At 57.1% G+C, this 14,494-nt stretch carries 17 protein-coding genes; 1 reads left to right on the top strand and 16 read right to left on the bottom strand.

Features of this window, described 5'->3' with window-relative positions:
- Positions 1 to 57: 57 nt before the first annotated feature.
- The 9 genes from hisH to VFU50_13210 form a co-directional block, all read right to left on the bottom strand.
- Positions 58 to 651: an imidazole glycerol phosphate synthase subunit HisH gene (hisH, locus tag VFU50_13170; protein ID HEU5233808.1), complete on the bottom strand. Its 594-nt coding sequence runs from the start codon at positions 649 to 651 to the stop codon at positions 58 to 60.
- A complete protein-coding gene (gene hisB, locus VFU50_13175; GenBank protein ID HEU5233809.1) occupies positions 648 to 1,235 on the bottom strand; it encodes an imidazoleglycerol-phosphate dehydratase HisB in 588 nt (195 codons plus the stop codon). Before hisB ends, hisH begins: the two co-directional genes overlap by 4 nt.
- Positions 1,232 to 2,350: a histidinol-phosphate transaminase gene (gene hisC / locus VFU50_13180; protein HEU5233810.1), complete on the bottom strand. Its 1,119-nt coding sequence runs from the start codon at positions 2,348 to 2,350 to the stop codon at positions 1,232 to 1,234. Before hisC ends, hisB begins: the two co-directional genes overlap by 4 nt.
- Positions 2,350 to 3,594, bottom strand: a complete 1,245-nt coding sequence (gene hisD / locus VFU50_13185) for a histidinol dehydrogenase (protein HEU5233811.1) — start codon at positions 3,592 to 3,594, stop codon at positions 2,350 to 2,352. Before hisD ends, hisC begins: the two co-directional genes overlap by 1 nt.
- A gap of 276 nt (positions 3,595 to 3,870) precedes the next feature.
- Positions 3,871 to 4,740 carry an ATP phosphoribosyltransferase gene (gene hisG / locus VFU50_13190; GenBank protein HEU5233812.1) on the bottom strand — a complete coding sequence of 290 codons (870 nt, stop codon included), beginning with the start codon at positions 4,738 to 4,740 and terminating at the stop codon, positions 3,871 to 3,873.
- The gene (gene hisI, locus VFU50_13195; GenBank protein ID HEU5233813.1) at positions 4,737 to 5,084 is read right to left on the bottom strand and encodes a phosphoribosyl-AMP cyclohydrolase; all 348 of its coding nucleotides are present in this window, start codon (positions 5,082 to 5,084) and stop codon (positions 4,737 to 4,739) included. Before hisI ends, hisG begins: the two co-directional genes overlap by 4 nt.
- Positions 5,085 to 5,292: 208 nt before the next feature.
- Entirely contained in the window at positions 5,293 to 5,532 is a 240-nt protein-coding gene (locus VFU50_13200) for a hypothetical protein (GenBank protein HEU5233814.1), read from the bottom strand.
- An 82-nt stretch (positions 5,533 to 5,614) separates the two neighbouring features.
- Entirely contained in the window at positions 5,615 to 6,541 is a 927-nt protein-coding gene (gene lipA, locus VFU50_13205; GenBank protein HEU5233815.1) for a lipoyl synthase, read from the bottom strand.
- 40 nt (positions 6,542 to 6,581) lie between these two features.
- Positions 6,582 to 6,941, bottom strand: a complete 360-nt coding sequence (locus tag VFU50_13210) for a cytochrome c (GenBank protein ID HEU5233816.1) — start codon at positions 6,939 to 6,941, stop codon at positions 6,582 to 6,584.
- A gap of 70 nt (positions 6,942 to 7,011) precedes the next feature.
- On the opposite strand from VFU50_13210, the gene VFU50_13215 reads away from it, so the two are divergent.
- Positions 7,012 to 7,755: a DUF3891 family protein gene (locus VFU50_13215; GenBank protein ID HEU5233817.1), complete on the top strand. Its 744-nt coding sequence runs from the start codon at positions 7,012 to 7,014 to the stop codon at positions 7,753 to 7,755.
- A gap of 128 nt (positions 7,756 to 7,883) precedes the next feature.
- Here the strand turns inward: VFU50_13215 and VFU50_13220 are convergent, their stop codons facing one another.
- The 7 genes from VFU50_13220 to VFU50_13250 form a co-directional block, all read right to left on the bottom strand.
- Positions 7,884 to 8,132, bottom strand: a complete 249-nt coding sequence (locus VFU50_13220) for a YtxH domain-containing protein (protein HEU5233818.1) — start codon at positions 8,130 to 8,132, stop codon at positions 7,884 to 7,886.
- Between the two features lie 163 nt (positions 8,133 to 8,295).
- Complete coding sequence (locus tag VFU50_13225; GenBank protein HEU5233819.1) at positions 8,296 to 9,264, bottom strand: metallophosphoesterase; 969 nt, start codon at positions 9,262 to 9,264, stop codon at positions 8,296 to 8,298.
- 224 nt (positions 9,265 to 9,488) lie between these two features.
- Complete coding sequence (locus tag VFU50_13230; protein ID HEU5233820.1) at positions 9,489 to 10,412, bottom strand: EamA family transporter; 924 nt, start codon at positions 10,410 to 10,412, stop codon at positions 9,489 to 9,491.
- A gap of 33 nt (positions 10,413 to 10,445) precedes the next feature.
- Positions 10,446 to 11,144 (bottom strand): YdeI/OmpD-associated family protein, encoded by a 699-nt coding sequence (locus VFU50_13235; GenBank protein ID HEU5233821.1) that lies wholly within the window; start codon positions 11,142 to 11,144, stop codon positions 10,446 to 10,448.
- A gap of 79 nt (positions 11,145 to 11,223) precedes the next feature.
- A complete protein-coding gene (locus VFU50_13240; protein ID HEU5233822.1) occupies positions 11,224 to 12,201 on the bottom strand; it encodes a hypothetical protein in 978 nt (325 codons plus the stop codon).
- 94 nt (positions 12,202 to 12,295) lie between these two features.
- Positions 12,296 to 12,814 (bottom strand): DoxX family protein, encoded by a 519-nt coding sequence (locus tag VFU50_13245; GenBank protein ID HEU5233823.1) that lies wholly within the window; start codon positions 12,812 to 12,814, stop codon positions 12,296 to 12,298.
- A 205-nt stretch (positions 12,815 to 13,019) separates the two neighbouring features.
- Positions 13,020 to 14,492 carry a pitrilysin family protein gene (locus tag VFU50_13250; protein ID HEU5233824.1) on the bottom strand — a complete coding sequence of 491 codons (1,473 nt, stop codon included), beginning with the start codon at positions 14,490 to 14,492 and terminating at the stop codon, positions 13,020 to 13,022.
- Between the last annotated feature and the right edge of the window lie 2 nt (positions 14,493 to 14,494).

A 14,494-nucleotide genomic window follows, 5' to 3' on the forward strand; every position in this document is an offset into this window, starting at 1 on the left:
GATTGTTTGGTCCGGCTCCTCTGCGTTCCTCCGTGTCCTCCGTGTTCAATTCGCTTTTCACAACTCCACGAAATTGCGAAGCAGCTTCAACCCTACCTCGCCGGACTTCTCCGGGTGGAACTGCACACCGAAAATATTGCCGTGTTCTAAAGCAGCCGAGTACGTTCCGACATATTCCGTAACAGCAACCGTGTCGGCGGTCACCGGAGCACAATACGAATGCGAGTAGTACACGAACGATCCCGATTCGATTCCGTTCAACAACCATGAATTGCGAACCTTCGCGAGGCGATTCCAGCCTACGTGCGGCACCTTTTCGGCGGATGCGGCGAAGCGATCGCATATCGAAGGGATCGCACCGAGCCCCGGCGTCTCCGGAGCTTCACTGCTGCCGGTGAGCATCCACTGCATGCCGACACAGATTCCCAAGAAGGGCTTGCCGGCTGCGATCCGCTCCTGGATCGCTCCGCGTAATCCGCGACGGCTCAGCTCAGCCGTAGCCGCGAAGTGGCCCACGCCTGGTAGCACTACTTTGTCGGCCCCTTTCACGACTTCGGGATCGGAAGTCACCCGCGAGTCGACTCCGAGATGATCAAAAGCTTTCTTCACGGAGGCAAGGTTGCCGGCTTTGTAGTCGATGATCGCGATCACAGCAGGCCCTTGGTGCTGGGAAGCATTTTCGCCAGTCGCTTATCTCGGGAACACGCGAAGCGAAGGGCGCGCGCGAATGCCTTGAACAAAGCTTCGAGCTTGTGATGGTTGGAGCGGCCGTACAAGGTCTTCACGTGAACGTTGGCGCGGGCGCCGCGGGCGAAGCCTTCGAAGAAGTCGTACGCGAGCTCCGATTGGAAATCGCCGACTAGTCGTGTGCGGACTTTTGTGTCAACAATGGCGGATGCTCGTCCGCTGAGGTCGACTGCGGCCAGGCCGAGGGTCTCGTCCATGGTCATGAGAAAGTAGCCGGCGCGCAGAATGCCTTTGCGATCTCCCAGTGCGCGATTGAAGGCCTCGCCCAGCGCGATGCCGACATCTTCAACGCTGTGGTGCTGATCGACATCAAGATCGCCATTGCACTTGAGCCGCAGGTCAAATGCGCCGTGTCGCGTGAACAGCTCCAGCATGTGATCGAAAAAACGAATGCCTGTGGAAACCTCGTACTTGCCCCGGCCATCGATGTTTAGTGCCAACGCGATTTTGGTTTCGCTGGTGTCGCGCTGCAGCTTGGCGGTTCTCATGGCGCCCCCGCTTGCGCTTGTGTGGGAGATTTTTCGGGCGCTACCCAATCAATGGCTTTCAAAACTTTGGGAAGCGTTTGCAAGAGGCGATCTGTGTGCTCGGCGGCTCCAACGGTCATACGCACGCAACCATCGCATCCAGGATCTTTGCTGCGGTCGCGGACGAGAATACCGCGCTTCTTCATCTCCGACACGAAATCGGCATGACGTGCACCGATTTTCGCGAGGACGAAGTTTGCCTGGCTTACCCAATATGGGATTCCATGACAGGTCAGTTGGATCATTAACCGTCCGCGTCCCTGAACGGTCTGGTGCACGTAGCTCTCGACGAACGCGCGGTCCGCGAGAGCAGTAGGCAAGCACGCCAATGCAATGCCATTCACGTTGTATGGCGAGCTGACTTTGCGGACCATCTGCATCTGCGACTCGTTGCCGGCGAACACTCCGACTCGCAATCCGGCGAGCCCGTACGCTTTCGAGAATGTTCTGGCCACGAACAGGTTGGGGAAACGGTTCACCGAAGCCAGCACTGTTTCGCCACAGAACTCGTGATACGCCTCATCCACGAGCACCGCCGCCTGCGGAGCGACATCAGCCAGCTTCAGCAGATCTTGACGCGGCACGAGAGTCCCAGTTGGATTGTTCGGGCTCGCTACGGTAATCAGTCGGGTCTTCGGACCGATTCGGGAAAGCACTTGATCGATGGGAAACTTGAACCCGTCGTCCGGGTCTGCCTGGACGGAGATGACAGTCGCGCCGGTGCTTTGCGCGTAAATCTCGTACATCGAGAACGTCGGAACAACGATGATGACTTCGTGCTCCGGCTCAAGATATGTTTCGCAGAGCAGGTGAATGGCTTCATCGACGCCATTCGTGAGCAGCACCTGTGGAGCCGTCAAGCGCAGGTACTTTGCGACAAGAGCTTCGACCGGCGCTCGCTCTGGATATTTCGTCAGCTCCGCGGCAGCAATGCTCTGCAAAGTCTCGGCGATTTTTGGAGAAGGCGCCTCGGTGTTTTCGTTGAAGTCGAGGCGCAGGCCATCGCGTCCGCTGAGTGGCGGATGATATTCCTTCATCTTGCGGACCGCTTCGCGCGCCTGGAGGACCTTCTCCATCAGGCTCCCGTCCTCATGGCGATTGACTGTGCGTGAGCAAGCAGACCTTCTGCACGAGCCAGCGTCGTCACCTCACGTGCGATCGTTCCCAGGCCTCGCGCTGAGAGCTCCTGCACCGTGATCAGCTTCACAAAGTCATTGACGCTCAGTCCGCCCCGAAATCGCGCGCAAGCGCCGGTAGGCAGCACGTGATTGGGACCCGATGCATAGTCGCCCGCAGCTTGGGGCGAAAAATCTCCAACGAACGCCGATCCTGCAGAGTGCACCTCACTCAGTGCTGAGTGACTAGGGACGGTGATGTGCTCTGGCGCCAACAGGTTCGCGACGCGCATGGAATCGGCTGGAGATTCCGAAACAATGACGTAACCGTTGCGCTTCAGCGCCTCGCGCGCGACTCGATTGCTCTCAGACTGACGTTTGGTCTCCGCGATCACCTGCTCGCCTAGTTTCTTATTCGAAGTGACAAAAATTGGGAGCGCATCGGGATCGTGCTCAGCTTGGGCGACCAGATCAGCAGCGATAAAGGCTGCATTCCCGTTTTCGCTCACCACCAAAGCCTCGGTTGGTCCAGCAAGCATATCGATCGAGCAATCGAATGCGACCAGCTTTTTCGCTGCGGTGACAAACGCATTTCCCGGCCCGACAATCTTGTTCACTTTTGCGATTGTCTTAGTTCCATAGGCTAACGCAGCAATCGCCTGCGCGCCGCCGATCGCGTAGAACTCTTTGACCCCGAGCAACGCCGCTGCCGCGAGAGTTTCCGGTGCAGGTCGCGGTGAGACCACCGAGATTCGCGCGACACCTGCGATCTGCGCAGGAATGACGGTCATGAGCAGCGTAGAAGGAAGTGGATGCCGTCCGCCAGGAACGTAGCACCCGACGGCATCGATCGCCCTGACGAGTTGGCCGAGTTTTACTCCGGGCTGCACTTCACGGATCCACTCCTGGGGACTCTGCCATTCGCAGAAGCGACGGATGTTTGTTGCGGCGGTTTCCAGTGCATGACGGAAATCGGGCGTGACTTGCTGCCAGGCGGCGTCGATTTCTTGCTGGCTCACGCGAAGGTTCTTGCCTTCAAAGCCGTCGAACTTGCGCGCATAACGAAGCAGAGCAGAGTCGCCGCGCTTGCGCACGTCGTTCACGATCTTCGCTGCAGTCTTTTCCGCGCGCGCGAGATCGAGAGCTCCACGAGTGGCGAGGCGCTCAAGGTCTGCTCTATTTCGTTTGCCGTTGATTGTCTTCATCTTGCTGACGTTGCGTCACGATCACGTTTAATCATTGCCAAAATTTGTCGGATTTCTTTTGCACTGTCATCCCCTCGACCGCAGCAAAACTTCTTCGGCGGCTACGCTTCGGTGTTGCGGTCGAGGGACCTGCTTTTATCCGCTCCTGACAAACAGCAGGTCCCCCGCTCCGCAAACCCGATCCGTCCTGCTCTCGGTAGCATCGCGGCGGAGCGAGGGATGACAGTATCTAGAGAGCGCACTCCATAAGCCGTCTCCCCGTCTTCTTTTCATGACCTACATCACGATCTTATTCAACGGATACTCCACAATCCCACTCGCATTTGCGTCTTTTAATTTCGGCAGCACGTCGCGGACGATGCTCTCTTCGAGAATCGTGTTCACCGCGACCCATTCGCGATTGCTGAGTTCCGAAACTGTTGGGCTGTTGAGCGCGGGCAGGACTGCGAGCACCTGTGTCAAATCGGATTTTTTCACATTGAGCATCAGCCCGACGCGGCCTTGCGCGTCGATGGCGCCGCGCAGCATCAGCGCGACGTTTTCAATTTTTTTGCGCTTTTCCGGAGATTGCCAGGCCTTCTTGTTGGCGATCAGCTGAGTTTGTGATTCACAGACGGTCTCAATGATGCGCAGGCGATTGGCGCGAAGAGAGCTTCCGGTTTCCGTTACCTCGACAATCGCGTCGGCGAGGATTGGAGGCTTCACCTCCGTTGCTCCCCAGGAGAATTCGACTTTGACCGGAATATTCTTTGCAGCAAAATAATTCTTCGTCGTGTTGACCAGCTCGGTAGCGATGATGCAATCGCTCAGGTCTTCGGCTTTTTCAAAACGGGAATCCTGGGGAACTGCCAGAACCCAGCGCACCTTACCGCGGCTTTGCTTGGCATAGACAAGATCGGTGACAGTCTCGACGTCGAGTCCACTTTCGATGACCCAATCGCGGCCGGTGAGGCCGGCATCGAGGAAGCCATGTTCGACGTAACGCGCCATTTCCTGCGCGCGGATCAGCATGCATTCAATCTCAGGATCATCGATCCCAGGAAAATACGAGCGCCCGCTGGCGTAGATGTTGAAGCCGGCGCGCCCGAAGAGCGCGATGGTCGCGTCCTGCAGACTGCCCTTGGGAATGCCGAGGCGAATCTTCATCGCTTCACCTCGAGCTCGGGCGTGACCTCGATGTTCTTGGTGAAGCAGGAGCGCGTACCTTCGTGACAGACGAGCCCATCTCCTTCCACCTCCACGCGGAAGAGCAGGCAGTCGTTATCGCAGTCCGTCGAAGCGGAGATCACGCGCAGGCGATTGCCCGAGGTCTCTCCCTTCATCCACAACTTCTGCCGCGTGCGGCTGAAGAACGTCACAAATCCTGTCTCGAGCGTGCGCCTGTACGCTTCAGCGTTGGCAAAGCCTACCATCAGCAAATCGCCATTGGCGTTGTCCTGAACCACGACGGGCACGAGGCCTTCCATTTTGTCGAAATCGATCTTGATCATTTCCTCTCCGTTAGCCGCTCGATCCGCACAGAAGGCAAAAACACGAAACCCGCTGAGCAGATGCGTCAGCGGGTCTGAATCTCTTGATTTACGTTTGAATTCGCTAGAGACGATCCGCCGACACGTTGGCCACGTGATGATAATGGCGGTGATGGTGAAGCTGTCTCATCTCTGTGCCAGTGAGATTACATGGAGCACGAATCGGCTGTCAAATTTCCCGTTTTGCGGACGGCTTTTTCTTTTTGCCGTTTCCCAAAACGAGATCGGCGAGCTCAAGATACCGGTTGCCGGCGGCTTCGGAGTGCCCGTGGATAATGGTGCGCGGCGTCTGCTGCGTATGCTTGCGCAGCAACTCTTTATCGACCCACAGGCCGAGAGGATGGTCGTCTGTGGCAGCCAGAATGGTGCGCTTCGGGCGCGCCTTGGCCTTCTTCACCTTTGCCGGCATAACTTAACTCCTGAGTGTGTATCAGGAGCATACAACATCAATGTTAGTGGACGGTAACTATTTTTTGGTTACCTAATCAGGGTTAAGCGGGCGAGGTCAAGGTGACGAGTCCGGTCGATTCCGCCTGCTCGTGCGCATGGTAAGACGAACGTACCAACGGGCCGGATTCCACATGCCGGAAGCCCATTTTGAGAGCTTCGTCTTTAAGGAAGCGGAACTCGTCCGGATGGTAGTAGCGCGTCATGGGCAAGTGGTCGCGCGACGGACGGAGATACTGGCCGACGGTCAGGATATCAACGTTGACCGACGCGAGGTCGCGAAAGACCCCGAGCAACTCATCGGTGGTCTCTCCGATGCCGACCATCACCCCGGTCTTCGACACCATTCCCGGCGCGAAGGTCTTCACGTTTCCCAGCAGCTTCAGGGTGCGCTCGTAGCGAGCACCGGAGCGGACGGCGCGATAGAGACGCGGCACAGTTTCAGTGTTGTGGTTCAGGACCTCGGGCTTGGCTGCGAGAACAATCTTCAGGGCGTCTTCTCGCCCCTGAAAGTCAGGAATAAGGACCTCGACCTGACATCCGGGAGCTTGCTCGCGAACCTGACGAATCGTCTCGGCGAAAACCGTGGCTGCGCCGATGTTGTCGTCGTCGCGATTTACGCTGGTAATGACTGCGTGCTTCAATCCGAGGGCGGCGACGGCTTCCCCAACACGACGCGGCTCGTCAAAATCGATTGCCTCTGGCCTGCCCTTGGGCACAGCGCAGAATCCGCAGCGCCGAGTGCACAGGTTGCCCAGCAGCATGAACGTCGCCGTGCGATGGTTCCAGCACTCGCCGATGTTCGGACACTGCGCCGACTCGCAGACAGTGTGCAGCTCGAGCTTGCGCGCGAGCTTCTTCAGCTCGTGATAGTTCTCGCCCATCGGCGCACGCGCCTTCAACCATTCCGGCTTGGGCTTCGGCACACGTGGAGCGAGATCGATCTGTACGAGTTCGGCAAAGGCGGCCATCTGCTGGTTCTATTCTACGAGACGAGACTCTCAGCGATCCTCAAAGCGTATGCAGAAACGCAAGCAGGTCATCGATCTGCTTGTCATCAAGCACGCCGTTGAACGGAGGCATGTTGCGGCGTCCGCTCACGATCGTGTTGCGCACATGCTCGTCAGTGGCAGGCATGCCGCTCGGCAAAGCCTGCTTGGAAAACATTCCCGCCAGCGGCGGACCTTGCAGCGGTTCCTGCTTGTAAGCGTTGTGGCATACGGCACAGTTGGCCGCGAAGATCTCGCGGCCACGAAGCTCCTGCGGCGTCAGCGGACGAGATGCCTTCGATGACTTTCTGTTACATGCGGCAAATCCAAGAACAAGAATCAGAGAGGCCGGCAGCAAGGAGAATTGGAAGGAGCGTCTCAACCATCTATTATCAGCATCAGGCGCGTTTTTGAAAAGCGATGAGCAGCAAACAAGGCGCCAAGAGCAGCCGATGGTTATTTTTCCTATCGCTGATGAACGCAACATTGACTCCATTGCGGCGTGGCCCGCAGTGGAAGAACGCCAACGAGAATCAGCTTCGTCCTATTGGTTAGCCACCCAACCGGCGCACGCTGCCCTTTCCGGTGAGTTGGCCGCTTCATTGCGCGAAGATTTATTTGGCGCGATCGATGAGACCGTGTCGCGTTCAATCGCACTGCACGATTCCGGTTGGAGCAGGGAGGACGCCGAACAGATCCAGCAGCTTCGGGCCAATCCGAAGCTGAAGCCGAAGAGCTTCCTTGATTTCGCCGCCGATCACTTTCTGCGCGCCTGGACGGCTTCCATAGACACCGCTGAGAAGTTCGCGCCGATCGGCGGATTTCTCGTGAGCCGGCATTTCGAGCGCATCTCGATGCGAAATGGCGATAAAGACCAGAGCAAGCTGCAGAGTTTTCGCAATCGTGAGAAACAGCGCCAGCAACGGTTGAAATCAAAGATCAAGAAGGAGGACGCAGTGCTCGAAAGCCTCGTGGACGCGCTTCAGTTCTGCGATTTGCTGTCGCTTTATCTATGTTGTGGATCGAGACGATCAGTTAGTTTTGATTGTCCCAAGCTCGCGTTAAGCCGCTCGGGTGACGAATACCGGCTTGAGCCGTTCCCGTTTCGGGAGCATCGGCAGTTCAGTTTCTCGGCTTTGAAATATCCGGCAGACGGAAAGCCCAAGTCGGGAGCGACGTTCTATATCAATGTGTAGCAACAATGCCGCCGTACATGAACGGCGGGCGGTTTGGCTCATCGATCCCACGAGGCAATCGAATGCTTCGGCAATCTGGTGCCGGGCTTGGCGCCCAGCACACCCACCGGCTACCGCCCACGGCTCCGTTATCGCGTCCTGCGGATCGGCATTACCTTCTGGCGAACGCGGTTGCTCTGACGGCTGAGTCCACGGCGAGCGTCGTCGAGTTTGCCGCGAACTGCTTGTCTCACCTCGGAACCCGACCGCGGCGCCACGAGCAACGAAATCAGCGCTCCGATGCCTATTCCGATTGCTAAAAAGATCAGAGCTGTTTTGGCCCTATCAGAGCCGCCGGCAGCTCTGCTGTACTCACCATATTTGTCGTAAGGGTTCATCGCCTGTTCTGATGCTGATCAAACCGGCGCTGTTTGCTACGGAACCGCCGCCGGTAAGCGGTGGGGCAGTCCCTGATATAACGCAGCGCGTTGTGCTTCGGAAGTTCGAAGCTGCTGAGCTTGGTCGCCCAGCAACACCCACCGGCTACCGCCGCCGGTTCCGTTATTTCGCGCAGTCCGGACCGGCAGGAGTGTACTTCGATTTGTTTTCGAAGAAGCAAGCCTGCACCTGGTCACCGTAACGATCATTTACTGCTTGCGGCACCTTGTCGCGAGTGATTTCCCGAAACTGGAATTTGATTTCACCGCTCGATTGCACTGTGCCCAGCAGATAGCCGTAGACATCGGTCTTCGCTAACTTGGCTCCGCCTAAGTTGTTCGGTAAGCGGTAGCGAATCGCACCGGCGGTTCCTACGATCCAGCCTGGAAGCAGCGTCTCGGGATTCGGGTGACATGCGTCGTTGTAGACATCTTCAATAAGAAAGTGCGAGTGGCTGGCGAGGACGTACACATACTTTCTCGTTTTGTTTCGAAACGTCAGCAGATCCTGGTATACACGCCGGCCACTGCGCTCCATCTGCGCCGATTCATTCATGCCGTGTCCGGTGGAGATGCTATCTGGCAGTGCATCGTGCATTCCGAGCACCACGGTTCGCACTGAGGAATCGGATTCATCGCGCGCCAGCACTCGTTCAATCCACAAGACTTGCGCTTCATCGAACTGATCGAGCGAGGCGTTGTCGAGAGAGAGAAAGTCCACCCCGTTCTCCATCCAGTGATAGTAGGTACGCAGCTTATGATCATGCGGATCATCGCGCAGGCGCTGCGCCTTAATCGGAGGAGCATCAAGCCAGTCAGCGAATTGCTGGAGGTAGTCTGCACGCGTCTTTGGGGGAACGAGTTCGTGGTTGCCGATGGCAAGAAAAACTGGAGTATCGCCGAAGGGATCGAGTTGATGCGCGATGAAGTCGTCCCACGCGATACGCTGGTAGTCGGAGATCGTGGGATGCTTTCCGCGATATTCGGGGGCTGCGAGCAGATCCTGATCGAAGTCGTAGTCGGCACGAAAATCGCCAAGGTGCCAGTAGAACTTCACGGCGTCAGCATGGGCACCGGCCGCAATCGCAGGCATGACGACATCCCCGCAGTTTCGTGAATCCCCGGAAACAGCGAAGGACCATGTATCGGGCGATTGAGCGGAAGCGCAATTTGCCAGGCCCAAAACGCACGCGGCAAGTGAGAAAAACCGAATGAAAGATCGCAAGTGTGGGTTCCTTTGCTTTGTTATTGCAGTAGAACCAAGAAATATAGAGGAAATTTCTGAGACTTTCGAATCCTCGCCTGCCTGAGCCAGAGTCAGGCGGTGCGCGACGGCGCACTTCGGAGAACCGCGATCACTCCGATCACTACAAACACCATTCCGGAAACGATCTGGATTGAGAGCTTTTCGCCAGCGATCGACCATCCCAACAATACCGCGATTACAGGGTTCACATACGCATAACTGGCGACGTGGGTGGCAGGCTCGTGCCCCAACAGCCAGATGTAAGCGGTAAACGCCACGATCGACGCAGCGATCACGAGGTACGCCATGGAAAGCGCAACACGCAAGTTCACCTCTGCGGGCGAGAACCGGTGGGCATCGCCGGACAGAACAGACACGATGGTCAGCGTGACCCCGCCAAGCATCATCTGAATACCGGCGGAGGTGGGTTTCGATTTGGGAAGCGGCAAACGCCGCGACCACACCGTGCCTAGCGACCAGGCGAGAGTGCCAACCAGCAATGCAACAACGCCGCCAAGGTCCATGCGTTGGCCGTGCAAACTGCCAGGGGCGAGGCTCAGGACTATGACGCCTGCGAGCCCGCACGCGATACCGATCATCAATTTCCCCGGTATTCCCGAACCGGAACGTGTCCACTCAAAGATTGCAATCCAAACCGGAATCAGCGCTGAGATGATTGCCGCCACACCGGATGGCACGCGCTGCTCCGCCCAAAACAACGGTCCGTAATTGCAAGCGAACATCACCACACCCAACAGAAGAGCGCTGCGCCATTCACGCAGCTTCGGAGATGAATGGCCGCGCAGTTGCGACCACGCGAACAGGATCACACCGGCACTGAGGAAGCGAAACCCTGCGGCCAGGATCGGCGGAACAGTGGCGACGATCACACGGATCGCAAGAAACGATGCTCCCCAGAGGAAATAGATTGCCGCAAAGCACAGAAGGCGAACCGCGCGCGAGGGAGCGACAGCCGGAAGCGTCACAGTAGCCATGTGGCAAGAGATGCTGCAGATAGAGGAAAAGCGTCAGTCAATTGCGTCAGCCAAATCGGATTGGTCCAGCTTTCGAGTTGCGACATTCTTCGCGAAGTCGAGAACCTTCTGAAGACGACGCTGGCGCGCTTCCGGAGTACGGTAATAGAAAACGGCCATCAGCTCGCCTCGCCGTTGCCGCGCGGTCATGCGGCTCCAACCTTCCCGTGCGAGTGCATTGCGTTCGAAGGCTGTCTTAATCAGCGGAGGAAGCTCACGTTCGGCTTCCATGGTTTCCATCAGTCGTTCGGCGATCTGATCGGCGCGGCGCTCGCGGCTGGCTGCGATCTTGGGCTCTGCGATCCAATCCGCGATCCACCGACGATAAGAATAGCTAAGCGATTCGAACCACTTCTTAAGCCGCTTGCTCTCAGCAAAGATCCCACTCAACTCCGCCGGAATCTTGACTTCACGCGGTGCTGTATCGAGTTCGATCTTGAAATTTGCGGTGATCCCTTCGACGATGCCGGCATCTTTCTGCAGTTGCTTATTGATCAGTAGAAACGCACGACCATCCTTTTCAGGAAAAACTGACGTGCGAAAGACGGCGCCGTTTACTTCGCCTCGCACTTTCGGCCGCGCGCTGCCCCAAGTCTTCTTCACGTCAAATGGAATGCGGACAATAATCCATCCCAAATTGCCGCGCAGCCGTTCCAAGGTGGCGCGAAAGTTTTTAACTTGAGACTTGGGCATGGAGTGCCATTCTAGCTGGGCAGGACGGATCGTCAGTGAATGTAGGCCGAAGGGCCTAGCGCTTTGAGTCTTGCGCAGATCACTTTTCCGACATCAAGCTATCGACGGAGAACTTGCTGTTTCCTATCTTGACCGGCTTGCCCGTCGTGATTGCTTCGCGAATCGGGGTCAGCGGGGCTTTATCGTCGAAAGTTGCGATCCCGTCCTGCTGGGAGACACCAAGCTGCCGCCAGAGCTGATCGAGATCGACGTTCACCGCCTTGTCTTTCATTTTGGCGTAAAGCTGTTCTAAAACGGGAACGCCAACGGCTTTGTCGCCGACTGAGAACGCATGGTCGAGTTCCCAGTCTTTTGTGATCACCCCGCCGTCGTTCATGATGGCGCGCAGTGCGTCATCAAGGCCTTTGCGGTTATGAGTACGCTCGTGAATTTCGATGTCGGCCAAGAGGCAAAACAGCGCACCACCCCAATAAGTACGTCCCCAGGTGTGGGTGTTGTCGAGGCCCTCGTCGCCTTGTTCCGGCAAACCTTGATGCATGTCGCGCATCATCTCGCCCCATACGTGCTCTTTGCCCCAATTACCGGCGCGGAAGCGCGCGATTGGCTCAACGTACACGGCACTTCCTTCTTCGATCCAGTGGTGCTCGCGCGGGACTGACGGAAAGGTCAGGTGCACCATCTCGTGCGTCAGCATCCAGTCGCGCTTCAGTTCTTCCGGCGTGCTCTGAATGCCCACCGAGATGCGAATCAGGCCGCCATTATCGACGCCAAAGGTGTGGCCGTTGTGGACTCCTCGCCCATCGAAGCTGCGGACTTCCACATATGTGTGCGACAGCGGGAAGCGGCCGTAATACGCGACGATCGCGTTGCCGGCATCATGCACCCAGGTCATGAGCTCGTCTTGCGTCGTCTGCGATAGATCGGAGTCAAGGTTTACGTCGACGGTGCCACCGCCCACTTTGAACGAGGGATCGCGATGAGGCGCAAATGCGAGGCTGAACACGAGAAGGATCGAGAGTAGCGACGATGCGAACATCGGCAGACCAGCACTCAGCATTCAGCAATCGGCAATCAGCAAAACACAACATATCCATGCTCATGTTCTAGTTGAATGCCGATTGCTGACTGCTGAGTGCTGCTTTCCGAGCTTATCAGAGTCTTTGCGACACCGGCATTGCCAACGGGCGCGGCGACTCTCCATAACGGCGATCAACAAAGCGCGCGATAAGCCAGTCAACGGAGAATGCGCCCGGGCCGAAGATGAAAACCACCAACGCGGCAAACCAGAAGGTATACGGATCGGCGCCATAGAATTTTCCCGGTTCTGCAAAGATCGATTTGAGAGCCTCGCGATCGGCCGTCAAGTACGCGACCGTCATATCGATGACCAGGGGAATGGAAATAAGTCGGGAGGCGAAGCCGACGAAGAGCATGACGCCGCCGACGCACTCAAGGATCGACACTAGCCATGCGTTGAAAACCGGAAACGGAATTCCCAAATCGGTAAAGAATCCGATTGGCTTGGAGATGTCCTGCAGCTTGCCCCAGCCGGCCTGCCAGAACTGCCATCCCCAGTAAAGCCGGATGGCGAGCAGCAGTAGCGATTGCAGCGAGTTGCCAACGCTAAGCAGCAGACGGTAAAGACCGCGAAAGGTGTTGACGAAGCTCATAGGCGCTCTATGAGAGTCATTGTCAGCCGAAATCCGGCAGCGTGAAACCAGGGAATCCGAAGCTACAACACAACGGCCGCCGATGGACGGAGGGCGGGAGATGGCCCGAACGGCCAGCTCCGGAGGCGTCATGCCGTTCATAGTCGTCTTCGCCCGCAGCCGCTAACAACGCGGCTGCCTCACCGACTACCGCCGCTGGTTCCCTTTATTGGCTCTGGGCGGTCTGCTCTTGCGCTGCTGGCGGCTTCACCGTCTGCACTATGGCCACGGTCCGATTCGTCGGCGTGAAAGTTGCGTTCGCGACACGGCGAATGTCCTCTTTTGTAACCTTCTGCAGACGATCGATGTTGTAGAAGAGTTCGCGCCAGTCGCCATAGCGAGCCTGGTAGATCGCCAACTGCTGGGCCAATCCACCATTGTCGCCAAGGCCGCGAATGAGGTTGGCCTTCGCGCGTGTTTTCACCATTTCCAATTCGGCGTCGCTCACATCCTGCGTTTTGATGCGGTCGATTTCTTCCTTAAATCCGGCCTGGAGTTCCGCTGGAGTGTGCCCGCGCGTAGGAACGGCATAAAACCCAAAGAGGCTGGGATACTTCACGCCGGGAAAATCGGTGAATCCTACTGCGGCGGCGGCGATCTTCTTATCGCGCACCAGTGAACGATAGAGACGTGAGGTACGTCCTTCCGAGAGAAGATCGGAGATCGCATCATAGACGGCGTCATCTTTGTCGCGATAATCGCCGCGATGATAGCCCTCGAGATAGATAGGCTGGGAGCGCTCCGGAATGTTCACATTGCGCTCATCAACCTGCTTTGGCTCGACTGTGTGCAGATCTTCCGGCTTTGGCTTAGCCGGCAGTTGTCCAAAATATTTTTCTGCCAGGGAAAAGACTTCGTTGGGCTTCACGTCACCGACCACCGCGATGGTCATGTTGGAAGCGACGTAGTACTTATCGAAGAACTGCTGGGCTTCGGTGCGGGTGAGGTTCGTGAGATCGGACGGCCACCCCACATTGGGATTGCGATACGGATGCGCGATGTACGCCGTCGCAAGAAACTGCTCGATCATTCGTCCCAACGGACTCGAATCCGTGCGCATGCGGCGTTCTTCATAAACGACGTCGCGCTCCTGGTAGAACTCGCGCAGGACGGGATGGAGGAAACGGTCTGACTCTAAGTAAGCCCACAGCTCCAACCGGTTGGACGGCAGGGAGTAGAAATAAGAAGTTTCATCCTCCGCCGTGGTGGCGTTGAGATCTTCGCCACCTTCACGTTCGATGATTTCGCCAAACTCATTCTTGATTACGTACTTGTCGGCTTCCTGCTCGTCCTGGAGAAACTGTTTCTCGAGCTCTTCGAGCTTCTTAGGATCCTGGCCAACGCGCTTCAACTTCTCACCCTGATACGCCTGGTATGCCGCCTCTTCTTTTTCCATCGCGACCTTTTCAGCTGCGTAGTCGGTGGTCCCGATCGTGGTCGTGCCTTTGAAGGCCATATGCTCAAACATGTGCGCCATGCCGGTTTCCCCTTTTGGATCCTGCGCGGCGCCGGCATCGACCAGCGTGTAAAACGAAAAGACCGGCGCCTCGTGACGTTCGCAGACCACGATCGTCAGACCATTGGACAACGTCTTGACGCTTGTCTTTTTTTCGAATGAAGCAAGATCCTGCGCGAACAACG

The organism is Terriglobales bacterium (assembly GCA_035764005.1).
In the GTDB taxonomy this organism is placed as follows: Bacteria; Acidobacteriota; Terriglobia; order Terriglobales; family Acidobacteriaceae; genus Gp1-AA112.